The 24,765-nt window shown below is 72.9% G+C and carries 20 protein-coding genes; 12 read left to right on the plus strand and 8 right to left on the minus strand.

The features are described from left to right. Window positions 1-26: 26 nt before the first annotated feature. Entirely contained in the window at window positions 27-3,266 is a 3,240-nt protein-coding gene (locus ACQBAS_RS03190; RefSeq protein ID WP_427384946.1) for an ATP-dependent helicase, read from the plus strand. Beyond that, a complete protein-coding gene (locus tag ACQBAS_RS03195; protein ID WP_427384947.1) occupies window positions 3,263-6,673 on the plus strand; it encodes an ATP-dependent helicase in 3,411 nt (1,136 codons plus the stop codon). The genes ACQBAS_RS03190 and ACQBAS_RS03195 overlap by 4 nt, the downstream gene beginning before the upstream one ends. On the opposite strand, the gene ACQBAS_RS03200 is transcribed toward ACQBAS_RS03195, so the two are convergent. Beyond that, window positions 6,670-7,935, minus strand: a complete 1,266-nt coding sequence (locus ACQBAS_RS03200) for a phosphotransferase (RefSeq protein WP_427384948.1) — start codon at window positions 7,933-7,935, stop codon at window positions 6,670-6,672. The two genes, ACQBAS_RS03195 and ACQBAS_RS03200, sit on opposite strands and share 4 nt — an antisense overlap. A 74-nt stretch (window positions 7,936-8,009) precedes the next feature. Between ACQBAS_RS03200 and nudC the strand changes: the two genes are divergently transcribed. Then, window positions 8,010-8,945, plus strand: a complete 936-nt coding sequence (nudC, locus tag ACQBAS_RS03205) for an NAD(+) diphosphatase (protein WP_427384949.1) — start codon at window positions 8,010-8,012, stop codon at window positions 8,943-8,945. 50 nt (window positions 8,946-8,995) lie between these two features. Here nudC and ACQBAS_RS03210 read toward each other — a convergent pair whose 3' ends face one another. Next, entirely contained in the window at window positions 8,996-9,217 is a 222-nt protein-coding gene (locus ACQBAS_RS03210; protein WP_427385569.1) for a mycoredoxin, read from the minus strand. A gap of 175 nt (window positions 9,218-9,392) precedes the next feature. Here ACQBAS_RS03210 and ACQBAS_RS03215 point away from each other — a divergent pair, with 175 nt between their 5' ends. From ACQBAS_RS03215 to ACQBAS_RS03240, 6 genes are all read left to right on the plus strand, one after another. Then, window positions 9,393-11,543, plus strand: a complete 2,151-nt coding sequence (locus ACQBAS_RS03215) for an ATP-dependent DNA helicase UvrD2 (RefSeq protein WP_427384950.1) — start codon at window positions 9,393-9,395, stop codon at window positions 11,541-11,543. A 156-nt stretch (window positions 11,544-11,699) separates the two neighbouring features. Continuing rightward, a complete protein-coding gene (locus ACQBAS_RS03220) occupies window positions 11,700-11,951 on the plus strand; it encodes a hypothetical protein (protein ID WP_427384951.1) in 252 nt (83 codons plus the stop codon). Window positions 11,952-12,060: 109 nt separating this feature from the next. After that, window positions 12,061-12,348, plus strand: coding sequence for a WhiB family transcriptional regulator (locus ACQBAS_RS03225; RefSeq protein ID WP_427384952.1), 288 nt, complete (start codon window positions 12,061-12,063; stop codon window positions 12,346-12,348). 35 nt (window positions 12,349-12,383) lie between these two features. Further along, a complete protein-coding gene (locus ACQBAS_RS03230) occupies window positions 12,384-12,515 on the plus strand; it encodes a hypothetical protein (protein WP_427384953.1) in 132 nt (43 codons plus the stop codon). 113 nt (window positions 12,516-12,628) lie between these two features. After that, window positions 12,629-13,204 (plus strand): HhH-GPD-type base excision DNA repair protein, encoded by a 576-nt coding sequence (locus ACQBAS_RS03235; RefSeq protein ID WP_427384954.1) that lies wholly within the window; start codon window positions 12,629-12,631, stop codon window positions 13,202-13,204. Window positions 13,205-13,211: 7 nt separating this feature from the next. Beyond that, a complete protein-coding gene (locus tag ACQBAS_RS03240) occupies window positions 13,212-13,412 on the plus strand; it encodes a hypothetical protein (RefSeq protein ID WP_427384955.1) in 201 nt (66 codons plus the stop codon). Window positions 13,413-13,421: 9 nt separating this feature from the next. Here the strand turns inward: ACQBAS_RS03240 and ACQBAS_RS03245 are convergent, their stop codons facing one another. Genes ACQBAS_RS03245 through ACQBAS_RS03255 form a run of 3 tightly spaced genes read right to left on the minus strand, consistent with a single transcriptional unit; the run spans window position 13,422 to window position 17,092 of the window. Further along, window positions 13,422-14,543, minus strand: coding sequence for a winged helix DNA-binding domain-containing protein (locus ACQBAS_RS03245; protein ID WP_427384956.1), 1,122 nt, complete (start codon window positions 14,541-14,543; stop codon window positions 13,422-13,424). Window positions 14,544-14,546: 3 nt separating this feature from the next. After that, window positions 14,547-15,863: an ABC1 kinase family protein gene (locus ACQBAS_RS03250; protein ID WP_427384957.1), complete on the minus strand. Its 1,317-nt coding sequence runs from the start codon at window positions 15,861-15,863 to the stop codon at window positions 14,547-14,549. Next, window positions 15,860-17,092, minus strand: a complete 1,233-nt coding sequence (locus tag ACQBAS_RS03255) for a hypothetical protein (RefSeq protein ID WP_427384958.1) — start codon at window positions 17,090-17,092, stop codon at window positions 15,860-15,862. The genes ACQBAS_RS03250 and ACQBAS_RS03255 overlap by 4 nt, the downstream gene beginning before the upstream one ends. A 98-nt stretch (window positions 17,093-17,190) precedes the next feature. Here ACQBAS_RS03255 and ACQBAS_RS03260 point away from each other — a divergent pair, with 98 nt between their 5' ends. Further along, window positions 17,191-17,772, plus strand: a complete 582-nt coding sequence (locus ACQBAS_RS03260) for a M48 family metallopeptidase (protein WP_427384959.1) — start codon at window positions 17,191-17,193, stop codon at window positions 17,770-17,772. A 21-nt stretch (window positions 17,773-17,793) separates the two neighbouring features. Here the strand turns inward: ACQBAS_RS03260 and ACQBAS_RS03265 are convergent, their stop codons facing one another. Both ACQBAS_RS03265 and ACQBAS_RS03270 read right to left on the minus strand, forming a co-directional pair. Beyond that, window positions 17,794-18,357 (minus strand): NUDIX domain-containing protein, encoded by a 564-nt coding sequence (locus ACQBAS_RS03265; RefSeq protein WP_427384960.1) that lies wholly within the window; start codon window positions 18,355-18,357, stop codon window positions 17,794-17,796. Then, window positions 18,354-19,787 carry a zinc-dependent metalloprotease gene (locus ACQBAS_RS03270; protein WP_427384961.1) on the minus strand — a complete coding sequence of 478 codons (1,434 nt, stop codon included), beginning with the start codon at window positions 19,785-19,787 and terminating at the stop codon, window positions 18,354-18,356. The genes ACQBAS_RS03265 and ACQBAS_RS03270 overlap by 4 nt, the downstream gene beginning before the upstream one ends. A 107-nt stretch (window positions 19,788-19,894) precedes the next feature. On the opposite strand from ACQBAS_RS03270, the gene ACQBAS_RS03275 reads away from it, so the two are divergent. Continuing rightward, window positions 19,895-20,977: a YlbL family protein gene (locus ACQBAS_RS03275; protein WP_427384962.1), complete on the plus strand. Its 1,083-nt coding sequence runs from the start codon at window positions 19,895-19,897 to the stop codon at window positions 20,975-20,977. A 24-nt stretch (window positions 20,978-21,001) separates the two neighbouring features. Here ACQBAS_RS03275 and ACQBAS_RS03280 read toward each other — a convergent pair whose 3' ends face one another. Then, window positions 21,002-21,538 (minus strand): PPA1309 family protein, encoded by a 537-nt coding sequence (locus tag ACQBAS_RS03280; protein ID WP_427384963.1) that lies wholly within the window; start codon window positions 21,536-21,538, stop codon window positions 21,002-21,004. Window positions 21,539-21,879: 341 nt separating this feature from the next. On the opposite strand from ACQBAS_RS03280, the gene ACQBAS_RS03285 reads away from it, so the two are divergent. Further along, a complete protein-coding gene (locus ACQBAS_RS03285; RefSeq protein WP_427384964.1) occupies window positions 21,880-24,750 on the plus strand; it encodes a UPF0182 family protein in 2,871 nt (956 codons plus the stop codon). Window positions 24,751-24,765 lie beyond the last annotated feature (15 nt).

The following is a 24,765-nucleotide window of genomic DNA, read 5'->3' on the forward strand; positions in this document are numbered from 1 at the left end:
TCGGTCGCAGGTGGTGGGATGACGGGGTGCTGACGCTCCACCGACCGACGACCGCGACCCTGCCGCGTCCCGAGCTCGACGCCGCCCAGCAGGCCGCCGTCGAGCACCGGGGTCCGCTGCTGCGCGTGCTCGGCGCTCCGGGGACGGGCACGACGACCGTTGCCGTCGAGGCTGTCGCATCCCGGGTGCGCTCCGGCGAGCTCCGGGCCGATGAGTGCGTGCTGCTCACGTCGTCCCGCGTCGCGGCGGCCCGTCTGCGCGATGCCGTGACCGCGGCCGTCGCGGCCGATGCGCCCACCGCGGCGACGACCGAGCCGCTCGCGCGGACGGCCGCGAGTTTCGGGTTCGGCATCCTGCGCGCGGAGGCGGCCCTGCGGGGGGAGCCCGTGCCGCGGCTACTGACCGGTCCGGAGCAGGACGTCATCCTGCGGGACCTGCTCGCCGGCCACGCCGCCGGTCTCGGGGCGGCCGGGGAGGGGCCGCTGTGGCCGCAGGCTCTCACCGAGGCGCTCACCACCCGAGGCTTTCGCGGGGAGTTGCGCGACCTGCTCATGCGGGCCGTCGAGCTCGGCCTCGAGCCCGGCGACCTGGCGGCCCTGGGACGATCCGAGGGGCGCGAGGAGTGGGTCGCGGCGGCGAAGGTGCTCGCCGAGTACGACGAGGTGACGGCCCTGTCGACTCCCGGGGGCTACGACCCGGCGTGGGTGCTGACCGCGGCCGCCGACCTCCTCGAGGACGACGAGGAGGCGCTCGACCGGCTGCGGAGCTCGATCCGTCTCGTCGTCGTCGATGATGCGCAGGACCTCAGCCGGGCGGGGGCACGACTCGTGCGGACCCTGACCGCGGGCGGCGCCGTCGACCTCATCCTGACCGGCGATCCCGACGCGGCGGTGCAGACCTTCCGCGGCGGTGATCCGCGACTGCTCATGACGTGGGGGGAGGAGAGCGGGCAGGTCCTCACCGACATCGTCCTGACCACGAGTCACCGCCTCCCGTCGGCGATCCTGTCGACGGCCGCGCGGGTCACCGCCCGGATCGGTGCGCTCGGTGGCGCCCCGCAGCGTGCGGTGGAGGCGGCGCGAACCGGCGGCGAGGTGGAGGCGCACCTGCTCCGCTCGGTGTCGCAGGAGGCCACGTGGATCGCGTCGCGCCTGCGGCGCGCGCACCTGCTCGACGGCGTCCCGTGGTCGGAGATGGCCGTCGTCGTCCGCGGGCGGGGACGCACGGCGACGCTGCGGCGAGTCCTTGCGGCGGCCGGGGTGCCCCTGGCCACGCCGTCGAGCGACCTTGCGGTGCGGGACGAGAGCGCCGTCCGGCCGTTGCTGACGCTGCTCGACGCGGTGCTGCGGCTGGCCCGGCTCGACGAAGACGGCGGTGCGGGGGAGGCCGCGGTGCCGTTGTCCGCGGAGGCCGCGGTGCCGTTGTCCGCGGAGGCCGCGGTGGACGTCCTCACCAGCCCTCTCGGTGGCGCGGACGCCGTCACCCTGCGCCGGTTGCGCCGTGCCCTGCGCCGCCGCGAGCTCGACTCCGGCGGCGGACGCTCGAGTGACGAACTCCTCCCCGAAGCGCTGCTCGACCCGGCCGGACTCGCGGTACTCGGCGCGGACGGGGCCCCGGAGCTCGTGCCCGCGCGCCGGATCGCCGCGGTCATCGCCGCCGGAGTGGAGGCGGCCCGCTGGGACGCCGAACGCGGCCGGTGGGCCCCCGGCGTCACGGCCGAGACCGTGCTCTGGGCGATGTGGGACGCCTCCCGACTGGCCTCCGCGTGGCGAGCAACGGCCCTCGCGGGCGGGACCGCCGGGGCACGGGCGGACCGGGACCTCGATGCGGTCGTGGCCCTCTTCGACGCGGCGTCCCGCTACGTCGACCGACTTCCCCTCCAGGGGCCGCACGCCTTCCTCGAGCATGTCGCGAGTCAGGACGTGGCGGCCGACACCCTGTCGGCGCGCAGTCCTGACGGGGAAGCCGTGGCGCTGCTGACGCCGCCCTCGGCGGCCGGTCGACAGTGGCACCTCGTCGTCGTGGCGGGGGTCCAGGAAGGCGTGTGGCCCGACCTGCGGTTGCGCGGTTCCCTGCTCGGCTCGGAACGGCTCGTCGACCTCGTCACCGGTCGCGGCGACACCCTGCGTGCGGCTCAGGCGGCGGTCCGCTACGACGAGACCCGCCTCTTCCACGTAGCCATGACGCGAGCCAGCCACCACCTCATCGTCACCGCAGTCCGGACCGAGGACGAGCAGCCGTCGCCCTACCTCGACCTCGTCCTGCCGCGGCCGGACGACGGCGTCCCGCGCCCCTTCACCGAGGTGGGACGCACCTTCACGCTCCCGTCCCTGGCGGCGCATCTGCGCCGTGACCTGCTCGACGACGACCACGACGTCGCCCGGGCCGCGGCCGAGCGACTGGCGCGGCTGGCCGGAGCTGGTGTGCGCGGCGCCCACCCGGAGTCGTGGTGGGCCGTGCGGGGACTGACGGACGATCGCCCGCGCCGCTCCGACGACGAGGAGGTGCGGGTCTCGCCCTCCCGGGTCCAGGCGTTCCAGGACTGTGGCCTGCGCTGGGTGCTGACGACGTCCGGCGGTGATGGTCCGTCGATCGGCGCCGCGAGCGTCGGGACTCTCGTCCACGACATCGCCGAGACCCTCGGCGACGTCGACACCGACACCTTCACCGCCGAGATCGATCGCCGCTGGGGCGAACTCGGCATGCCGTCGGGGTGGGTGAGCGACCGCAAGCGGCGCGAGGCGCACGCCATGGCGAAGCGGCTGACCACCTACATCCGCGAAGCCGGCGAACAGGGGTGGCAGAAGGTCGGCGCGGAGGTCGACATGCGGGTGCCGCTGGGGCGGGCGCTGCTGGCCGGGCGGGTCGACCGGATCGAGCAGGACGCCCAGGGTCGGGTGCGCGTCATCGACTACAAGACCGGTTCGGGCAAGCCGTCGGCCGCTGACCTGCCTGAACATCCGCAGCTCGGTTGCTATCAGGTCGCCATCACCGCGGGTGGCTTCGCCGATCTGGGCGACCTCGGCCGCGAGTCCGGCGGGGCGGCGCTGCTCCAACTCGGCAAGGCCGCCAACAAGAGCACGACGCTGCAGCGGCAGGCGCCCCTGGCCGAGGCGGAGGACCCGGCCTGGGCCGAGCGCCTCGTCGTCGAGACGGCCGACGGGATGGCCGCGGCCACCTTCACGGCCACCCGTGGCGACGGCTGCCGGGTGTGCCCGGTCCGTGCCTGCTGCCCCGTGCAGCCCGAGGGAGGGATGCTCTGGTGAGCACCAGCACCAGCACGATGATGTGGAGCGCGGACGCGATCTCCGAAGCCCTGGGCCAGGAACACCGCCCGACGCCCGAGCAGCGCGCCATCATCGAGGCGTCTCCGGCTGAGCCTCTGCTCGTCGTCGCGGGCGCGGGTTCGGGCAAGACCGAGACCATGACGGCCCGCGTCGTCTGGCTCGTCGCCAACGGGCACGTCGAGGCCGATCAGGTCCTCGGTCTGACCTTCACGCGCAAGGCGGCCGCGGAACTCTCCGAGCGCCTGACCGAGCGGCTGGCTCATCTCGAGCGCGCTGGCATCTGGTCGCCCGCCGGGGACGACGATGCCGAGGCACTCGGCGGCACCCCGACGGTCTCGACCTACCACTCCTACGCGGGCCGGCTCGTGCGGGAGCATGCCCTGCGGTTGGGCTACGAGACCGACTCGCGACTCCTCACGGAGGCCGCCGCGTGGCAGTACGCCCACCAGGCCGTCCTGTCCTACGACGGCGACATGCGCGACGTCACCCGTGCCGAGTCGACCCTGACCAATGCGGTCGTCGACCTCTCCGGGGAGATGGCGGAGCACCTCGTCGGGGTTCCGGAGTTGGCGGCCCATCTCGACGAGCTCGTGGCGACGCTCGAGGCGGTGCCGATCACCGGCAAGGCCAAGACCCTGGGCGACGGGGCGAAGGTGCTCGCCGACCTGCGCGAGCGCCGCCAGCTGCTGCCGATCATCGAGCGCTACCAGTCGCTGAAGCGCGCCCACGACGCGATGGACTTCGCCGATCAGATGGCCCTCGCGGCCCAACTGGCGCGGTCGTTCCCGGACATCGGCGCGGGGGAGCGGAGCCGCTTCCGGGCCGTGCTCCTCGACGAGTTCCAGGACACCTCCGAGGCGCAGATGGTGCTCATGTCGGCGCTCTTCGCGAGCGGCTCCCCGGCCGTGCCCGTGGCCGCGGTGGGTGACCCCAACCAGTCGATCTACGCCTGGCGCGGCGCCTCGGCGACGACCCTGTCGCGCTTCCCCGAGATCTTCCGCGCGAGCGACAGCCCCGCACAGGTGCTCTCACTCACCCGCAGTTGGCGCAATGACCACCTCATCCTCGACGCGGCGAACGAGGTGGCCACCCCGTTGCGCCGCGCGGCAACGGTGGCGGTCGCTCCGTTGACGGCCGCCGACCACGCCGGTCAGGGGGCGGTGTCCGTGGCTCGCCTCGAGACGGCGCGCGACGAGGCCGACCACGTGGCCGCCTGGATCGCCGAGCGTCGACGCGGCGGTGCGGCGTCCGCGGCCGTCCTGTGTCGCAAGCGATCCCAGTTCCCGGCCGTCATGGAGGCGCTCGCGGAGCGGGAGATCCCCTTCGAGGTCGTCGGCCTCGGTGGTCTCCTGCTCACCAGTGAGGTCGAGGACCTCGTGGCGCTCCTGCACGTCGTCCAGGACCCCAGCCGCGGCGACCAGCTCATGCGCCTGCTGACGGGACCGGCTCTGCGGCTCGGGGCGGCCGACCTGGACGGTCTCGCCGAGTGGGCCAAGGAGCTGCGTCGGCGCCAGATCGGCGGGCACCCCGGGCAGCGAGCGGGTCGTGGCGCAGAGGGGGAGGCCGTTGACCAGGCCCCCGACAGCGCGGACGACCCCAGCATCGTGGAGGCGCTCGAGCACCTCCCCGCGCCCGACTGGGCGTCGTCGGACGGCCGGCGCATCAGTGCCCTCGCGCTGGATCGGCTCGCCGGCCTCGGCGAGGTCGTGCGCCGGCTGCGCCGACTCACCGGGCTGCCGCTGGCCGACCTCGTCGGGGAGGCCGAGCGCGAACTGAGTCTCGACATCGAGGTGCTCGCGCGCCCCGGCTACACGCCGGCCGCCGCCCGTGCTCACCTCGACGCCTTCGCGGACGTCGCCGCCTCCTTCTCCGTCAGCGCGGAGCGGCCCACACTCGGCGGGTTCCTCGCGTGGCTCACCGCGGCCGTCGAGGAGGAGCGCGGGCTGGACAAGGGCACCATCGAGGTCACGCCGGGAGCCGTGCAGGTGCTCACGGTGCACGCCGCGAAGGGGCTCGAGTGGGACGTCGTCGCCGTCCCGGGCCTCATCGAGGCGTCCTTCCCCGAGCACAGTGCGAAGGGGACCACCTGGGCCGAGGGCGACTGGGTCCATGGCTCGCCCAGCGACAAGGCGTGGCTGACCGGGGTCGACTCCCTGCCGTACGGCCTCCGCGGGGACCAGGCCGGCCTGCCCTCGATCGACCTCGCCGCGGACGATCAGCAGGACCTCAAGGTACGACTCGCGGACTTCACCCGTCGCAGCGCCGAGCAGGGCATCACCGAGGAGCGCCGGCTTGCCTACGTGGCGCTGACCAGGGCGAGGCACCACCTGCTGCTGTCCTCGAGCGTGTGGGCGGGCCAGAAGACACCGCGGGTGACGTCCCGGTTCCTCCGCGAACTGGTGGAGGCCGTGGAAGCCGGTCGGCTGGCGGGGCTGGCCGTCCGTACCTGGACGCCCATGCCGCAGGAGCCGGACGTGTCGCCTCCCGACGACGAGAGCGTGGTCAGCGCGACGTGGCCGGTCGAGGTCGACGACCCCCGGCTGGGTCGGCTCCGGTCCGCCGCCCGTGCCGTGGCCGGCGCCGTCGCCGATGTTGCCGCCGGCGACGCTGCGGTCCGGGACCCTGCCGAAGGCCCAGACGGCACGCGCGGTGACGGCGAGATGGCCGGGCGCGGGATCGACCGCGAGATCACCTTGCTCCTCGCCGAACGCGATCTGGCGCGCGGACCCCGCCACATCGAGGTGATGCTCCCCGAGCACCTCTCGACGTCGGCCATGGTCGCGCTCGCGCGCGACCGCGAGGCCTTCACGGCCGACCTTCGTCGCCCCATGCCGACCCGGCCCGACCCGGCCGCCCGCCGCGGGACGGCCTTCCATGCGTGGCTCGAGCAGCACTACGGCAGCGCCGCGATCGTGGACGTCCTCGATCTGCCGGGCAGCGCGGACGACGATCCCGGTCTGGACGAGGACTTCCCGCGCTTGCGGGAGACCTTCCTGGCCAGCCCGTGGGCGACGCGGACGCCCCTCGAACTCGAGGTGGCCGTCGAGACCGTCATCGCCGGTCTGGCCGTCCGCGGCCGCATCGACGCCGTCTTCCCGGACCGCGGACCCGACGGGGAGGAGGGTGTCGTCATCGTGGACTGGAAGACGGGTCGTCCGCCGAGCGGCGCCGAGGCCGACATCCGCGCCCTGCAGCTCGCGGCCTATCGGATCGCCTACGCGCGACTGACGGGGCGCGATCCCGAACGGGTGCGCGCGGCGTTCTACTTCGCGCCGACGGGCGAGACGGTGTGGCCGACCTTGCGGTCCGAGGAGGAACTCGCCGCCCTGCTCACGGAGTGGGCCGACGGGCCAGCGGGCGACGGAGCCCCGGCGCGCGAGGCCTAGGCGCTCGGCGGACGTAGGTCGCCCGTCGCCGGGTCGATCTCCGGCTCGGTCGGGGCGGGGTGCTCCAGTTCGAAGGCGGGCCCATGGTCGTCAGCCGTGTCCGCACTGTCGTCGGCCACATCGGTGGCAGCCTCGGCCTCGGCGGACAGGTCGCCCTCGTGGCGCAACGTGGACACGTCGATCGGCGTCGTGTCGTCCGGCCCTGCGACCTGGGACTCGACCGGGGACTCGACCGGGTCTGCTTCCGACGACTCCTGTCCGGCCACGGCCGGCGTGGGCGTCTCACGCGACGCGTCGACGGCAACGACCGCCGCACCGTCACGGCGGGCGGGCTCTTCGCTGGCGAGGTGCTCGTCGAGCTGGCGCAGCACGGACGACTGGTGCTCGACCTCGTCCTGATCGCCCGAGGCGATGGCCTGCAGCAGTTCCTGGGCGGCGCGCATCTCGGCGATGATCCGGGCGCGGTCCAGCAGGTGGGGGTCCGGTCGCTCGGCGCGGGTGTGGGTGTACGCCTCCATGAGCGTTTCGACGGCTTCGGGGCTGGCCACCCAGACGATCTCGGCGAGGTCTTCCGCAGGGTCGGCGACCTTCGCGTCCTCCCAGCCGGTGAACCCCTTGATCGTTCCGGTCGTCACGTCCTCGTCATCCTCGAAGGTCGCGAGCACCTGATGTCCGGTGAGGTCGCCATGGATCGGCGCGGGTGCGAAACGCCACAGGCCGACGTCCTCGAGGGACCGTTCCCAGCGGCCGAGGAGGCCGGTCGGGACCCGACCCGTCGCCGCCGCACGGTCGAGATCGGCGAGCCGGCGGCGGCGGTACTCGTCCGCGTCGTACGACGGCAGCCCCGCCTCCTCCATGAGCCGGACGTCGGAGTTGTGCAGCGTGGCGATGGCCCGGCCGAGCTCCGCGGTGATCCCGGGACCGGGGGGCAGGGAAGCCAGATCGAGCTGACGGCCCGGCACGTAGGGGCTGACGGCGGCGCGACCCCCTTCGGGCAGGGCTGCCCAGCCGCGGGGGACCGGGACGGCGAAGGAGACCTTGCGCGCGAGCAGGGCGAGGTACCCGGCGGCCTGCTCGATCTGGGCGGCGGCGCCCGGGGTGCGGGGGCAGCGCACCACCCATCGGCGTTCCTGCGCGTCCTGGACGAAGGCGACGTCGAACTGGTGGCCGGGCAGCAGGGGGACACCCTCGACCGACACGGGGTCGAGGCCGGGCACGGCGGTGCTGGCGAGGGCGGCGAGGGCCAAGTGGGTACGACTCACCCGCCCACCGTATGACGGGCGCCGCCCGTGGGGTGGGATGACTCGGCCGCGATGTCGCGGCCTAGGCTGGTTGGGTGTCCACTCGACCCCACCGGCTGCCCCTCGTCCCCCTCGGGAGGGCGGTCCTCGACCGGGCCGCCGAGCGCCGGGCGGATCTGGACGATCTGGGCGAGCTGCTGGCCGACCCGGACACCCGCGTCCTCGAGGTCGTCGACTCGCACTGCCCGGTGCTCGACACGCAGGAGGGGCCGCGTCTCCAGTTGCGGGCCGGGCGCCCGGGCGACTCCGCGAGGCTGCCCGTCTTCCTCGGGGTGGACGACGAGCGGCACGCCGTGGTGGCGCTCGTCGGGGTGATGTCGGAGGTGGTCACCCCGGCCGTCGAGACGCCGGACGCGGCGCCGTGGCGCACCCTGCGCGAGGTCGGTGAGCACCTGCCCGACGCCGAGGTCGCGCTCATGACGACCGCTCTCGCGCTGCACCACTGGCACGGCACGCACGGGCACTGCCCGCGCTGTGGCCACCCCACCGTCCCCGCTCGGGGCGGCTGGGTGCGTCGTTGCGAACGCGACGGGAGCGAGCACCATCCGCGCACCGACCCGGCCGTCATCATGGCCGTCGTCGACGACGCGGATCGGCTGCTGCTCGCGCGCAATGTCGGCTGGCCCCAGGGACGGTTCTCCGTGCTCGCGGGGTTCGTCGAACCGGGGGAGACCCTGGCCCAGGCCGTGGAGCGGGAGGTCCTCGAAGAGGTGGGCGTGCGGGTCACCGACGTGCAGCACGTCGGGGATCAGCCGTGGCCCTTCCCCAACTCGCTCATGTTCGGGCACACCGCCCGCGCCCTCGGCGCCGACCTCACACTCCAGGAGGACGAGATCGCCGAGGCGATGTGGGTCGCCCGCGATGACGTCCCACGGCTCGTGGAGCAGGGGATCTGGATCCCCACCCGCTCACGGCTGTCGATCTCCACCCATTTGATGGAGCACTGGTACGGCGGCCCGCTGCTGCCCTGATCCGGCCGCGTGGCCCCCTTCGTGGCACGTGGCACGTGGCCCGTGGCCCGTCAGCGGACGCGCCGACGCACCTCGCCCAGCGACGGGTTGGTGGCCGCCGTGCCGTCCGGGAAGACCACGGTCGGCACCGTCTGGTTGCCGCCGTTGACCTGCATGACGTAGGCGACGGCGTCCGGGTCCTGCTCGATGTCGACCTCGGTGAAGGGGATGCCCTCACGACCCAGCTGGCTCTTCAGCCGCGAGCAGTAACCGCACCACGGCGTCGTGTACATGACGATGGAACCGGGGGCGGGGGTGGCGACGGGCACGGTGTTCTCCTGGAGGTCGGGTGCGGGACAAGTCTGCGGCATGACGCGGCGGCGGTCGGCACGTCGCGCCCTCGGGAGGAACACCGCTTCGGGCGGCGACCTTCCCGGGCCGTCGGTGGGTGGTGAGAGGATCGCTCCGATGACCGATCTGCCCCTGCCCGGCGCGTCCGCGACCGCCGACGCCGTCCTCGCCGCCCTCGATCCCGAGCAGCGCGAGGTTGCCGCGCACCCGACGGGGCCGATGTGCGTCCTCGCCGGCGCGGGCACCGGCAAGACCCGGGCCATCACCCACCGCATCGCCTACGGCGTCCACTCGGGGACCTACCAGCCCCAGCGGGTCCTCGCCGTCACCTTCACGGCCCGAGCCGCGGGCGAGATGCGGACCCGCCTGCGTGAGCTGGGCGTCGGGGGAGTGCAGGCACGCACCTTCCACGCCGCAGCCCTGCGGCAGTTGCACTACTTCTGGCCGAAGGCGATCGGCGGCGCCGCGCCGGAGGTCATGAGTCACAAGGCCCCCGCGGTCGCGGAGGCGGCCTCCCGGCTGCGGCTGCGCTTCGACCGCAGCGAACTGCGTGACCTCGCGGCCGAGGTCGAGTGGGCCAAGGTCTCGATGTTGACGCCGGAGTCCTACGCCGAGGGCGCCCGCCGCGCCAAGCGCGAGGCCCCCGGCATGGACCACACCGCCATGGCCCGACTCCTGTCCGCCTACGAGGAGGTCAAGGAGCGCCGGGGGGTCATCGACTTCGAGGACGTGCTCCTGCTGACCGTGGGCATCCTCGCCGAGCGGGACGACATCGCCCGCGAGGTCCGTGGGCAGTACCGGCACTTCGTCGTCGACGAGTACCAGGACGTCAACGCGCTGCAGCAGCGGCTGCTCGACCTGTGGGTGGGCGGACGCGACGACATCTGCGTCGTCGGCGACCCGGCCCAGACCATCTACTCCTTCACCGGCGCCAGCCCGCAGCACCTGCTCGAGTTCACGCGGCAGCACAAGGGCGCGCGCACCGTCGAGCTCGTCCGCAACTACCGCTCGACCCCGCAGGTGGTCGGCTTGGCCAACCAGGTCATCCGTGGGCCCGGGGGCATGGAACGCACGCGCGGCGTCACCCTGCAGGCACAACGCGAGGACGGGCCGCGCCCGACCCTGACCTCCCATGCGGACGACCCCGCCGAGGCAGCCGCCGTCGCCGACGAGGTCGCCGCGCTCGTCGCCGGCGGCACGCCGCCGTCCGAGATCGCCATCCTCTTCCGCACGAACGGCCAGAGCGAGGCCTTCGAGACGGCGCTCGCCGCCCGCGACATCCCCTACCTCGTGCGCGGCGGGGAGCGGTTCTTCCAGCGCAAGGAGGTGCGCGACGCGATCGTCCTGCTGCGCGGCGCTGCCCGCTCGGAGGACCCGACCCAGCCGCTGCCCGAGATCGTCCGGGACGTCCTGCTCGGGGCGGGCTGGACGCGCGAGGCGCCGACGACGGGTGGCGCCACCCGCGAGCGGTGGGAGTCGCTCAAGGCCCTGGCCGACCTCGCCGACGACGTCGTCGCCGCCTCGCCGGAGGCGCGGCTGCCCGACTTCGTGCGCGAGCTGGATCAGCGCGCCGCAGCCCAGCACGCGCCGACCGTCGAGGGGGTCACGCTGGCGTCGCTGCACGCGGCCAAGGGGCTCGAGTGGGACGCCGTCTTCCTCGTCGGGGTCTCCGACGGGATGCTGCCGATCGTCATGGCGGACACCCCGGAGGCGATCGAGGAGGAGCGCCGGCTGCTCTACGTCGGCGTCACGCGCGCCCGCACCCATCTCGGGCTGCACTGGTCGGCCGCCCGCACACCGGGGGCCCGCTCGAGCCGCCGCGTCTCGCGCTTCCTCGACGGCGCCGCCGAGATCCTCGGCGAGGGCGCGCGCAGCCAGCCCAAGCGCGCGAAGGCGAGCACCAAGACCGGCCCGAAGGTCGCCCGCCCGCGTCACTGCCGCACGTGCGGGACGGAGCTGACGACCGCCGGCCAGCGCACCCAAGGACGGTGCGCCGACTGCCCACCCACCTACGACGAGGCCCTGTTCGCCCGGCTCAAGGAGTGGCGACTGGCCGTCTCGAAGGAGCAGTCGGTGCCCGCCTTCGTCGTCTTCACCGACGCGACGCTCACGGCGATCGCCGAGCAGACTCCCTCGAGCGAGGCGCAGTTGGCGACGATCAGCGGGGTCGGTGCGCGCAAGCTCGGACTCTACGGCGAGCAGGTGTTGGCGATCCTCGGCGGATCGGACATTGAGGACGTCCTCGAAACCCCTTCTGCGACAACGTGACTCGCCTCCGCTGAGCCGCGCGGGCCAACCCTTTCGGATGACGCTCGTTAAATGCGTTGTGCTGCCTCGCCGGAGGGTCGTACGCTGGATCCCGTTCAACCCAGAGACCCACGCGGTCGGCGGGACATGCACGGCAACGAGAGGAGGGCAGGACTCATGGACATCATCACGATGAATGGCACCGTCACGACGGTCGCCTCCACCTGCCCGCGTTCCCTCGGCTCCGCCGTCGTGACCCCGGGCCGACTCCGTGGACACGGCCGCCCGTCTGCCCTTCGCATCGCCGCCTCCGCCACCGATCGCGCCTTCGCGTTCGCCGGCCAGGCCGCTGGTGCCTTCGGTGGCACGACGGTTGCCGACCCGTTCACGGGTCAGCGCGTTCCGCTCTCTGGGAAGACCATGGTGTAGCACCAGGACACCGACCAACTGGTCCTCTCTCAGGCCGCGGAACCCCCATCGGGACCGCGGCCTTCGTGCGTCCCGCCACAGACCAAGCACAGAATCAGGAGAGGCCGACATGCCACTCATCACCCTGCTCGACCAGCAGGAACGCGACTACGCCGAGGGCGCCAGCGTCCCGTGCCGCGTCGAGGATCCCGAGCTCTGGTTCGCCGACACCCCGGCGGACGTCGAGTTCGCCAAGGCGCTCTGCGCGACGTGTCCCGTCCGGGACGCCTGCCTGGCCAGCGCCCTCGACCGGGCCGAGCCCTGGGGCGTCTGGGGCGGAGAGCTCTTCGACCACGGCGTCGTCATCCCGCGCAAACGGCCTCGTGGCCGTCCGCGCAAGCACCCGATCCCTGCGTGATCACCCGTGCCACACCACACCACAGGAGACAAACCATGTACCGCATCCTCAGCATGCGGGCCCACCGCGAGCGGCAACCCGAACGGCGCGTCCAGCGCCCCGCCGCCCAGCGCGAACGGATCGCGCGCGTGCAGGCCCACCAGCTGGTCCACCACCTCCCGCGATGAGGTGAGCGACCCCTGCGGCCCGGTCGTCATCGACCGGGCCGCAGTGCTGTCCGGGCAACCTTCGCGCCCCTGACCCTCGACTCGTCGACGGGCAGGCGTCCTACGCTGGAGGCATGACGACGTTGTGCATCGCCCAGGATCCGGCCGCCGACGAGGTCCTCTCGCGGGACCCCTTCGCCCTGCTCGTCGGGATGCTGCTGGATCAGCAGTTCCCCATGGAGCGAGCGTTCGCCGGCCCTGCGAAGGTGCTCGAGCGCTTCGGCACCCTCGACCCGGCGGCGATCGCGGCCGCGGACCCGGAGTCCTTCGCCGATCTGTGCGCCACCCCACCGGCCGTGCACCGCTACGGGCGCTCCATGGCCGGACGGATCCAGGCGCTCGCGACCCTCGTGCGGGACGACCACGCGGGCGACGCCGCCAGCATCTGGACCGGCGCCGCCGACACCCGCGACCTCATCGGCCGACTCAAGGCCCTGCCCGGCTTCGGCGATCAGAAGGCGCGCATCTTCGCCGCCCTGCTCGGCAAGCAGCTCGGCGTCACGCCCGACGGCTGGCGCGAGGCCATCGGCCCCTACGCCGAGGAGGGCTCCTATCGCTCGGTCGCCGACGTCGTCGACGACGAGTCGCTGCAGCGGGTCCGCGAGACGAAGAAGCAGGCGAAGGCGGCCGCCAAGGCCGCGAAGGGCTGAGGGGGACATGGCTGATCTCGAGGGGCCCGAGGAGGTCGTCGCCTGCGCGACCTGCGGGAGCACGGCGCCGCTGGCGGAGGCCCGGCTGCAGTGGGCCCGCGGGGTGGAGGGCCCGTCGACGCGGCGCCGGGTCGTGTGGACCTGCCCGGCGTGCAGCCGCAGCAACGTGCGCGCCATCGAGGGCAAGCTCGACTCGCAGTGGTGGTAGCGCGCGGCGTCAGGTGACGACGAGATCGAGCGGACGCTCGTGGAAGTCGGCCAGGAACTGCGCGGCCTGGGCGATCCCGTCGCGGTCGGAGGCGCTCAGGGTGATGTCGGGGCGGATCGTCACCGTCGTCCGCTTCGCCTCGACCTTGCGTGTGAAGGTGCCGACGTCGTGGCCGTCGACGACGACGATGCCCCCGGCGGCCTGGGAGACGAGCCGCGCCCGGTCCGCGTCGTCGTTGCGGCGGGCGAATCCGGTCGTCGGGTAGGTCAGCGCAGCCTCGTCGAAGGTCGAGAGCAGGTAGGCCGGGTGGTCCCGGGTGACGCGGGGCGTCACGGTGGGATCGAACCAGAGCGTCTCGCCCCGGCACGAGACCGCCTCGAGCGGGTGTGAGGACACAAGGCTCGGTGAGGTCGTGAGTTCCGTTGTGGCGGCACGGATCTCGGTCAGCGTCAAACCACTCCACCGCTGGAGGTCGCGCTCCGACGCCGGACCGTGCCCGGCATAGAACCGATGGGTCAACTCGGCGAGGGCCTGCTCGCGCGGCCACGTGTCCGACGCGGCGGTCGGGATCGTGTCGTCGACGAGGACGTACGTGTGCTCGCTCCCACGAGGCGGGCCCGAGCAGATGACGGCACGGACCTCGGCGCACATCAGTTGGTGGGCCATCGCCTCGCCCGGCCCGGGCAGCCCCGCCGCCGCGAAGGCGGGACCGATCTCCTTGCGCGTCAACGCCGTCCCGCCGGTGAGGAGCTCCCGGAGGAGCTCGATCCCACGCTCCTTGATCTCGGGGGTGAGGCCCAGTTGGCGGTGTCGCGCCGCCAGGGAGCCCTCGACCTTCGCCCCGGTGAGCGCCTGGATCCAGCGCAGGTCCTGCGGCGCGACGTGGTGCCACGTTGGTCGGAGGATGTGCGTGCGCACCCATCCGCCGGCCGACTGGGCCGCCAGCACGTCGGCGTGCGTCGTCTCGCGTGAGCGCATCGCCAGGGAGTGCGCGGCGAGCGGCGCGTCCTGGCTCTGCACGCAGGTGAGCAGCCGCACCGCGTCGGCCGCGTGGGCGAACGGGGCGGAGCTGAGCCGCTGCGTCCGCAGGCGCCGGTCGATGACCCACTCGCGGGGCACGGTCCTGGTCATGGGTCAGTGCTCGGCGAAGCCCGGCAGGTGGCGCTCCATCGAGTCCCGCACCGTGACGTGTCCGCCGAGCTGCGCCAGCACGCCGACCCCGCCGCTCCACACGCGGTGGATGAGCATGTAGCGCGGCGGCAGGTTGAGCCGCAGGCCGATGGCGAAGGCGGGGCTGCGAGGGTCCTGCAGGGGAGCGGTCACGGAGCGGAGCCACTCGCGGGTGAAGTGGTGGCGCTCGACCTCGAGGGGAGTGAGGAAGGGGGCGAGATAGCCGAGCACCTCGTCGGCGTCGAGGGTGATCGTCGGCTTGACGAACCCCTCCGCACGCAACCCCGCCAGCACCGTGTCGGCCTCGCCCTCGACAGCGGCCCGGATGAGGGTGCCCATCGCCGTCGGCAGGCCCTCTGGCAGGTGGTTCACGGCGCCGAAGTCGAGGACGCCGAGGCGGCCGTCCGGGGTGATCCGGAAGTTGCCGGGATGCGGGTCGGCGTGGAGCAGGTGGGCGCGCTCGGGCGCCACCAGGAGGAAGTCGTGGTACAGCTGCGCCGCGGCGTCCCTGACGGCCTCGGAGCCCTCGGCGGCGATGCGGCTGAGGGGGACACCGTCGAGCCACTCGGTCACGAGGACGGTCGCCGTGTGGGCGACGACGTCCGGGACGGCGTAGTGCTCGTCGTCGACGAAGGCGGCCGCGAAGGCGCTCTGGGTGCGGGCCTCGCGGCGGTAGTCGAGTTCCTCGACCATCCGCGCCGCGAGTTCCTCCGTGATCGGTTTGACGTCCAGACCCGGCGCCATGACGCCGATGAGTCGGCCCAGCCGGGCAATCTGCGCGAGGTCGCTGCGGAGGGCATCGCCGGCTCCGGGGTATTGGATCTTCACGGCCACCGGACGCCCGTCGCGCCACGTCGCGCGGTGCACCTGCCCGATGGATGCGGCCGCTGCGGGCACGTCGTCGAAGTCGTTGAAGCACTCGGTGCGCCAGTGCTTCCCGAGTTGGTCGGCGAGGATCGCGTGGACTCGGCTGGTGCCCATCGGTGGGGCCGAGTCCTGGAGCTTGGTCAGCATCGCGCGGTAGTCGCCGGCGACCTCCTCGGGCATGGCGGCCTCGAGCACGGAGAGTGCCTGGCCGAACTTCATGGCGCCACCCTTGAGGGAGCCGAGCACCGTGAACACCTGCTCCGCGGTCCGCAGTCGCACCTCGGTGGCGACCTGCTCGGCGGGCACACCGGCGAGCCGTCGCCCCACACCCATGGCGCTCCGTCCGGCGTAGCCGAGGGGGAGGGAGGCCAACCGGGCGGTGCGGGACGAGGTTCGACGGGGAAGGTCGCTCACGCGCCCATCATCGCAGCCGCGCTCCCGCCGGGGGCCCCGACAGGCGAGTCGTCTCCCGGCGCGAGATCGCGCGCGGCCTCGGTTGCCGCACCGCCGCACGCGCACTCCGGGTGGGCGGGCCACCGACGACGGGCGAAGGTCGGCCCCGGCAGCCGGACCTCCGTCGCGCACCCCGGAGGTTCGACGGTGCGGAGATCACTGGCGCCGAGCTCCCCGGTGACGTCGTCGACGGCACCGGGGCTCGCCCCTTCGTCCTCGGTCGTCGCACCGTAGAGCGGCGCGCGCCGCGGACGGGCTGGCCGCGGTTGGGCGGTGCCGTCGAGTTGGGCGAGGGCCGCCATGACGGCCAGTCCCGTGATGACGTGACGCAGCCCGGTGTCGCCGCCGGCCGGGGCCTGGGTGGCGGCGCCCATGGGGGTGATCTGGGCGCGGATCCACGGCCAGCCCGGGTCGTCGTCGACGCGCCACGATTCGACGCAGTCGAGGCACGGCTGCCCGGCGCCGGCCACGAGGGGACCGACGCAGCCGCGGGTCGAGCCCAGCTCGACGGGGAGGAGCGGCACGCCTCGGCGCAGCCAGGGGCGGGCGCGGTCGGGCGCGACGGGCACGGGGGAGACGAGCACGACGAGATCAAAGGCGGTGAGGTCGGGGGCCGTGCGATCGGCGGCACTCCAGTCCTCCTCGGTCAGGCGCGCGTCCGCGGCACGCAGACCGCGTTCGACGTGACCGATACCGCTGCGGGAGAGCGCATCCGCGATGGCTGCGGCGAGCGTCCCCGGACCGTCGACGAGCACCCTGGCCCTCGAGCGAAGGCGGATGACCTCGCCCGGGCCTCGACCGATTCGGGTGGCCCACGGTGAGACCTCCTCGGCGAGCAGCGCCCAGTCCTCCGGTGACTCGGGGCACGGCGCCGGACCCTCGTCCTCGAGGGTGGCGAGCTCTTCGTCGATCAACTCGTCGAGGAGGGCCCCTGCGCGCGCGGGGTCGATGCCGAGTGCCGCCGCGTCGTCGATGACCCGCTGGGCATCGCGCACACCGTCGACCGTGCGAAGCCACGCGACCTCGGTCGCGCTCAACCCGAGGATGACGACGGCCGTGCCCGGATCGATCCCGACCTGGGTCTGTCCCTCGGGGCGCCGGAGCACCCTCGCGTGCGGCAACAGACGGGGGTGCGGCGAACCGGACACGGTGACCTCCACGGACGTCGGGCCGCCGGATCCGGCGGTCATCCCCACGGTGCCATCTCTCGCGGCCGCGTCTCCGGAGTCATCCACAGGCCCGGCTCGTCACGGGGACGAGGTGACCTCCTCTGGCTATCGTGGGTGGCGTGGAGCACGAGGACGTCGAGATTCGGCGCAGCCGACGCCGCCGCCGGACCGTGAGTGCCTACCGGGACGGGGGCCGCACGATCGTGCTCATGCCCGCGGGCTTCACCGCGGCTCAGGAGCGGACGTGGGTGGCGACGATGGTCGCCAAGCTCGAGGCCAAGGATCGGCGTGCCCGCCCCAACGACGAACAGCTGGCGGCGCGCGCCCGCAAGTTGTCCCGCACGTACCTGGGCGGCCACGCCGAGCCGTCGAGCGTGCGCTGGGTGACGAACCAGAACACCCGCTGGGGCTCCTGCACGCCATCGGAGGGGACCATCCGCCTCTCCACCCGACTGCAGGGGATGCCGGCCTACGTCGTCGATTACGTCCTCGTCCACGAACTCGCGCACCTGCTCGTGGCCGGGCACGGGCCGCGGTTCTGGGCACTTGTCGCCGCGTACCCCCGCACCGAGCGGGCGCGCGGGTTCCTCGACGGGGTCTCGCTGGCGAAGGGGTTGCCCGATCTTGACGCGAGCGAGGAGACGGACGTGCTGGAGGACGACGTTCTGGCCGACGACGGGCCCGCTGACGACGAGGTGTGACGGAGCCGGACGCGCTCCCGCTCAGCCGAGGTGGCGCAGCGCGGCCATGACGAGCGGCCGCAGTTCGTGCTCACTCTCGGGCGGCAACGCGTCGATCGGCCACCAGGCGAGGTCGAGCGACTCGTCGCTGACGACGTGCTCGACGCCCTCCGGGGCCACCGCGACGTAGCGCACGTCGAGGTGTTCGCGACACCGTCCGAAGGAACCCACGAGCTCGTGCCGGTCCAGCTGGACGATCCCGGGCTGCAGCGTGAGGGTGGTCAGACCGGACTCCTCCCGGGCCTCCCGAGCGGCCGCCGCCGCGAGCGTGGCGTCGTCGGCCTCGAGGTGCCCGCCGAGCTGGTACCACTGGCCCGCCTTCGCATGCAGGGTCAGCAGGACACGTTCCCGTGGCGGATCGACGACGAGGCACGACGCGGTCAGGTGTGCCGGCGGACCCGCCTTCGCGACGCCGTCCGGGTGGGCCGCCAGGTGCGCGAGGTAGCCGACTCGCAGCGCCTCCTGCTGGTCATCCGGAGCCACCCACGCGTCGAGCTCGGCGCGGGCGTCGGCGCTCAGGTGCGCGAAGGGGGCCGCGCCCGTCACTCCTGCCCGCCCGGAACGCCGCCCGGAGCCTCGCCGTCCCCGCGCAGCAGAGCGTCGAGTTCGGCGTCGATGTCCGAGCCCGCGGTCCGCGACCGCTGCGCGTAGCCGAGGACGTCGTCGAGGTCGGCCGACGTCGGCGCCACGTCGGGGTGGGCCCAGGCGGCGTCGCGACCCTCGCGGCCCTGCGCCTCCTCGAGCGCGGCGAAGAGGTTCGCGGCGTCGCGCAGGCGGCGCGGGCGCAGGTCGAGTCCGACGAGTCCGGCGAACGCCTTCTGTGTCGGCCCGCCCGTCGCCCGGCGGCGGCGCACGGTCTCGGCCAGCGCCTCCGCCTGAGGCAGGTGACCGGCGGTGGCCCGCGCGGTCACGACGTCGACCCAGCCCTCGGCGAGGGCGAGCCACGTCTCGAGACGGGAGAGGGCCGCCTTCTGAGCCGGACTGGGCTCGGGGCGGAAGAGCGAGCCGCCGAGCGCCTCCTGCATGGCCGCCGCGTCCGTCGGGTCGATGCGACCGAGGGCCTCCTCGATGGCGTCGGTGTCGATCGCAATCCCGCGGGCGTAGTCCTGGACCGCCGTGAGGATCTGTGGGCCGAGCCACGGCACGGCGTGGAAGAGGCGCAGGCGGGCGGCCTCGCGCACGGCGAGATAGAGCCAGACCTGGTCGATGTCGACGCCGAGCCCGTCCGCGAAGGCGGTGATGTTGTCCGGCAGCAGCACGAGCGAGTTGTCCCGCACGAGCGGCAGGCACACCTCGGTCGCGGTGACGAGATCGCTCGCAAGGGTGCCGACGGCCTGACCGAGCTGGGCCGTGACGAGGCTCGTACCCATCCGCCGCATCATCGGTTCGATCTGCCCGAGCACGGCGCCGGGGTCGATGCCGGCCGGCAGCCCCATGCCCTCCAGCGCGCCGTCGGGGATGCCGTTGCCGAGCTTGTCGCGCATCGTGGCCGTCATCGCGCCGGCCACCCCGTCCGCCAGCGGAGCGACGACATCGGCCCACACCGGCAGGGTCGCCTCGACCCATTCCGCGCGGCTCCACGCGCGACCCCGCAGGCCGGGCGCCTCGAGGTCGGTGACCTCGTCGAGCCACAGGGTGGCGACGGTGCCGGCCTGGTCCGCGAGGCGGACGTCGTGGTCGGTCATCGCGCGGTCACCGGCGGCGGCCACGACCTGACGAGCCACGGTGGTGGCGGTCTCGGGGTCGATGCCGTCGTGCACCGGGCCGGTGAACATCGCCCGGACCTGCTGGGCCATGGCGGACACGGCGGCGGGGTCGGCGTCGGCCAGACCCATGGCCTTGAGTTGGGCGACCATCTCCGGGGGAAGGTCGGCCCCGCCGGTCAGCCCGCGGAAGACGGCCGCGAGCTCCTCCGGGAGTCCGTCGTCGCCGTTGTCGGGCGTGGGGCTGTCGGGCACGTTGGGGTCCTGCGGCACGTTCTCCACCTGATCACCTGAGAGTATTTCGGTCACCCAAGACAACCACGACCGGCCGGAGTTGGTTCCCTCCTCCGCGTCCGCCGACCAGTGAGGCTCCTGCACCCGTGTCCCAGAACCATCGCGCACCCGGCCGCGGGACCGCCTTCGTCATGGTCGGCGCCTTCCTGGCGGTCCTCCTGTCGGCCGTTCTGGCCATCGTCCGACTGCCCTACGCCGTCATCGGCCCAGGGCCGGCCTTCGACACCCTCGGGACGATGGACGACGGCAGTTCGCTGATCACGGTCAAGGAGCAGAAGACCTACCCGACGAGCGGTTCCCTCTTCTTCACGACCGCCTCCATCCTCGGCGGCCCTGACCGGCACGTGACGGGGTGGGAGGTGGTGCAGGGCGCACTCGACCCGAACCAGGACGTGCTGCCCGAGGAGCAGGTCTACCCCGCGGACGCCACGACCAAGCAGGTCGAGGAGGAGCAGCAGGCCCAGATGGCCGGGTCCCAGCAGGAGGCGATCGCCATCGCGCTGCGCAGCACCGGCGAGACGGTGCCCTCGATCGTCACCGTGTCGGCCGTGGGCGACGACGCCGCGGCGAAGGGGATCCTCGAGGTGGACGACCGGGTCATCGCCGTGGACGGTCACAAGGCCAGCAACGCGGCCGAGATCGTCGAGCGCGTGCGCGACCGCGAGCCGGGCGACAAGGTCGAGATGACCGTCGTGCGGGATGGCGCTCAGCGCACTGTGAACGCGCCGACCGCGAAGGGGTCGGAGGGTCAGGCCGCCCTCGGCGTCCTGCTCGCGTCGGAGTTCGACCTGCCCTATCCCGTCACCATCGACGCGGGTGACGTCGGCGGCCCGTCGGCCGGGATGATGTTCGCGCTCGCGGTCCGTGACGTCATCACGCCCGGCGCCATGACGGGCGGCGCGGCCATCGCCGGCACGGGCACCATCGACGACGCCGGCGCGGTCGGCCCCATCGGCTCGATCGACCACAAGCTCGTCGGCGCGAAGCGGGCCGGGGCGACGTGGTTCCTGGCGCCCGAGAGCAACTGCGACGAGGTGGTCGGCCACGTCCCGGACGGGCTGACCGTCGTCAGCGTGGCGACCTTCGACGACGCGGTGAAGGCCGTGGACGCCATCGCGGCGGGGGAGACGTCGGGTACGGCGCCGAGCGACCTTCCCAGCTGCGGCTGAGCCGCGCCCGACCCGCCCGCCGGTTCAGTCCTCGAGGGTGGCGCGCAGCGCGTGCACGAGGCCCGGCGCGATGTCCTCGCCGCGGGCCACCTTGTCGTCGCTGTCGTGCTCGCGCTGGCGGAGGAGGCAGATGCTGCCGCCGTCACGCAGGACCGCCACGAGCAGCCGGACGTCCTTGCGCTCGGGGTGCGCGTTGAGGGCCTCCATGGCTGCGTCGCTGCCGGCGGGCAGGTCACGCTCGGCGGCCGGGGGCACGACGATGCGCTCGAGAACGATCGCGGCGCCGTGGACCGTCTCGGGCCAGGCGAGCCGCCCGAGCAGGCTCTCGATGGAGGACGTCTTGGGCAGATCCTCCTGCTCGATCGCGGTCAGCGCGCCCGGGGCGAGGTCCGTGGCGCCCATCCCGGCGCCGAGCTGCGGCTCGCGCTCCATGAGATCGGCCGAGCGGACGAGGGCGAAGAGGCGAGGGTTCTGATCCCACCCGCTGGCCGCGACGTGACGCTCGGTCTCGAGCGCGACAAGGGAGAGGGGATCGGTCACGGGGGTGGATGGCGTCGTCACGCGGACCATCGTGCCCCATCGAGGTGGCGAGCGACTGACGCCATACCGTGACTCCTCGCCCAGCGCGGGCTTGTAGGTTGGGTGTTCGGAGTCTGCAGCGGGCCCACGAGGCTCGCATCGAATGAGGATGTGCTGTCGTGAGCCAGTCCGGGTGGTTTGACGGGGACGATTCGCTGCGCGGTGGACCACCGCGCGGTCCGGGCGGAGCCGGGGGAGCCGGGGGAGCCGGGGGCCCCGCTGGTCCCGGTCCGGGTGGGCCCGCTGGCCCTCGTCGGCCCGGTCAGCCGGCGGGGCTCGCGCGGCGTCGCGGGCGCCTCGCGCCGACCCTGGTCATCCTCGCGATGCTGTTCTTCGTCCTCTCCGCCATGGCTCGCCTCTGGACCGAGTCGCTGTGGTTCGAGTCCGTCGACTTCCGCAGTGTCTTCACGACGACGCTCCTGACGCGGGCGGGCCTCTTCGTCGTCGGCTTCGTCGTGGCTGCGGCCCTTGTCGCCTCCAGCCTGGCCATCGCCTACCGCACGCGTCCGTTGATCATCCCGATCACGCCGGGGCAGCAGGCGCTGGAGCAGTACCGCGAGGCGATCGAACCGGTCCGGCGGATCGCGCTGCTCGGCATCCCGGGCGTCTTCGGCGTCCTCGCCGGCACCGCTGCGGCGGGGCAGTGGCGCACCTTCATGCTGTGGCGCAACGGGGGTGACTTCGGGCAGGAGGACGCCCACTTCGGCAAGGACATCGGCTTCTACGTCTTCACGCTGCCCTGGATTGGTTTCGTCCTCGGCTTCCTGACGATGATGCTGCTCGTCGCCCTGCTCGCTGCGGGGTTCGCGCACTACGTCTATGGCGGCCTCCAGCTGCCTGGGCGGGGGCCCTCGACGAACGCCGCGATCGTCCACCTCTCCGTGCTCGGCGCGCTCGTCGCGCTCGTCCGGGGGGCGACCTACTGGTTTGACCGCTATGGGCTGACGTCCAAGGACTCGAGCTTGCTGACCGGCATCAAGTACACCGACGCCCACGCGGTGCTGCCGACGAAGGTGATCCTCGCGGTGGCCGCCGTGATGTGCGCCGGCCTCTTCATCGCGACGATCTGGACCCGCTCGTGGCGGCTGCCGATCGTCGCCGTCGGGCTGCTGACGGTGATGTCGATCGTCGTCGGTGGGTTCTACCCGGCGGTCATCCAAAACCTGCGGGTCAACCCGTCGGAGAAGACCCTGGAGGAGCCCTACCTCCAGCGCAACATCGACGCGACCCTGGCCGCCTACGGCGTCGAGGACGTCGAGGTGACGCCCTATGACGCGACGACCGAGACCGAGTCCGACCAGCTGCGTCAGGACGCCGCGACGATCCCCGGGATCCGGCTCGTCGACCCCATCGTCGTCTCGCCGACCTTCCGCCAGTTGCAGGCGCTGAAGTCCTACTACGGCTTCGCCGACGCCCTCGACATCGACCGCTACCAGATCGACGGTGAGGAGGCGGACAGCGTCGTCGCCGTCCGCGAACTCAACCTCGAAGGGGTGCCGGCCGGGCAGCGCAACTGGCTCAACGACCACACCGTCTACACCCACGGCTTCGGCCTCGTGGCCGCCTACGGCAACCGCCGCGGGCCCGACGGTCAGCCGATCTTCTCGGGGCGCAACATCCCGGCCGCGGGTGAGCTGCCCGAGCACGAGCCGCGGATCTACTTCGGTGAGCAGTCGCCGACCTACTCCATCGTCGGCGGCTCCGAGGGCGCGCGTCCGCGCGAGTTCGACTACCCGGACGACGACTCGGCCGCGGGTCAGAAGAACAACACCTACGACGGCGAAGGCGGCGTCGCCGTCGGCTCCTTCGCGCGGCGGGCGGCCTACGCGCTGAAGTACCGAGAGCTCAACTTCCTGCTCTCGGACGCCTTCGTGCCGGAGAGCAGGATTCTCGACCACCGCACGCCGGCGGAGCGCGTCGAGCGGGTCGCCCCGTGGCTGACGCTCGACGGCAACCCCTATCCGAGCATCGTCGACGGCAAGATCACGTGGATCATTGACGGCTACACCACGTCGTCGCACTATCCCTACTCGCGCCTGCAAAACATCGACACGGCGACGTCCGACTCGACGACCGCGCGTGCCAGCTCGGTGCAGGCCATCCGGGCCGGCGAGGTCAACTACATCCGCAACTCCGTGAAGGCGACGGTCGATGCGCACGACGGCACGGTGACCCTCTACGAGTGGGACACCCAGGACCCCGTGCTCAAGGCGTGGAGCGCGGCCTTCCCCGGGACCGTCACCCCGCGCTCGGAGATCAGCGGCGACCTCATGGAGCACCTGCGCTACCCCGAGGACCTCTTCAAGGTGCAGCGCACGATCCTCAGCCAGTACCACGTGCAGGACGCCGACTCCTTCTACGGCGGCAACGACTTCTGGCGGGTGCCGACCGACCCGGCCCAGGAACAGAAGGACGTCCTGCAGCCGCCCTACTACCTGACCCTGGCGCTGCCCGGGCAGGACAAGCCGGCCTTTTCGCTGACGTCGACCTTCATGCCGATCGGTGACCGCGAGGTGCTCTCGGGCTTCCTGTCGGTGGAGGCGGATGCGGGGTCGACGGCCGGCAAGCCGTCGGAGGGCTTCGGCACCCTGCGGATGTTGGAGTTGCCCCGCGACTCGACGGTGAAGGGGCCGGGTCAGGTCCAGAACGACATCAACTCGAGCAACGACAACTCCGACGGCTTCAGCCTGACGCTGAGCCAGTTCCTCAACAACAACCGGCAGCAGGGCTCGCGGGTGACGCTGGGCAACCTGCTCACCCTGCCGGTCGGCGGCGGGCTGCTCTACGTGCAGCCGATCTACGTCAGCGCCAACACGACGTCGGCCTACCCGCTCTCGCGCGTGACCGTGGCTGCCTTCGGCGACAAGCTGGCGTGGTCGAGCACTCTGGACGGGGCCCTCGACGGGCTCTTCGGGGGCAACTCCGGGGCAACGGCCGGCGATGAGGGGGCCGGGGGCGATGAAAGCCCGGAGCCGCCGAAGAGCCAGACCGACGAGGAAAAGCTCGCCGAGGCCATCGCCGACATCGAGGAGGCCTACGCCGACGGCAAGGCCGCGCTCGCGAAGAGCGACTTCACCGCCTATGACGCCGCGCGCAAGCGACTCGAGGCCGCGATCAAGCGGGCCGCGGAGGTCTCGCCCGACGGGTCCGTCGATGTCGGCACGACGTCGTCCGGGACGGCGACGAGCAAGTGACGACGAGCGTGGTTC

Origin of the sequence: Janibacter zhaoxuefangae, from assembly GCF_050271985.1 — a bacterium.
Lineage (GTDB): Bacteria > Actinomycetota > Actinomycetes > Actinomycetales > Dermatophilaceae.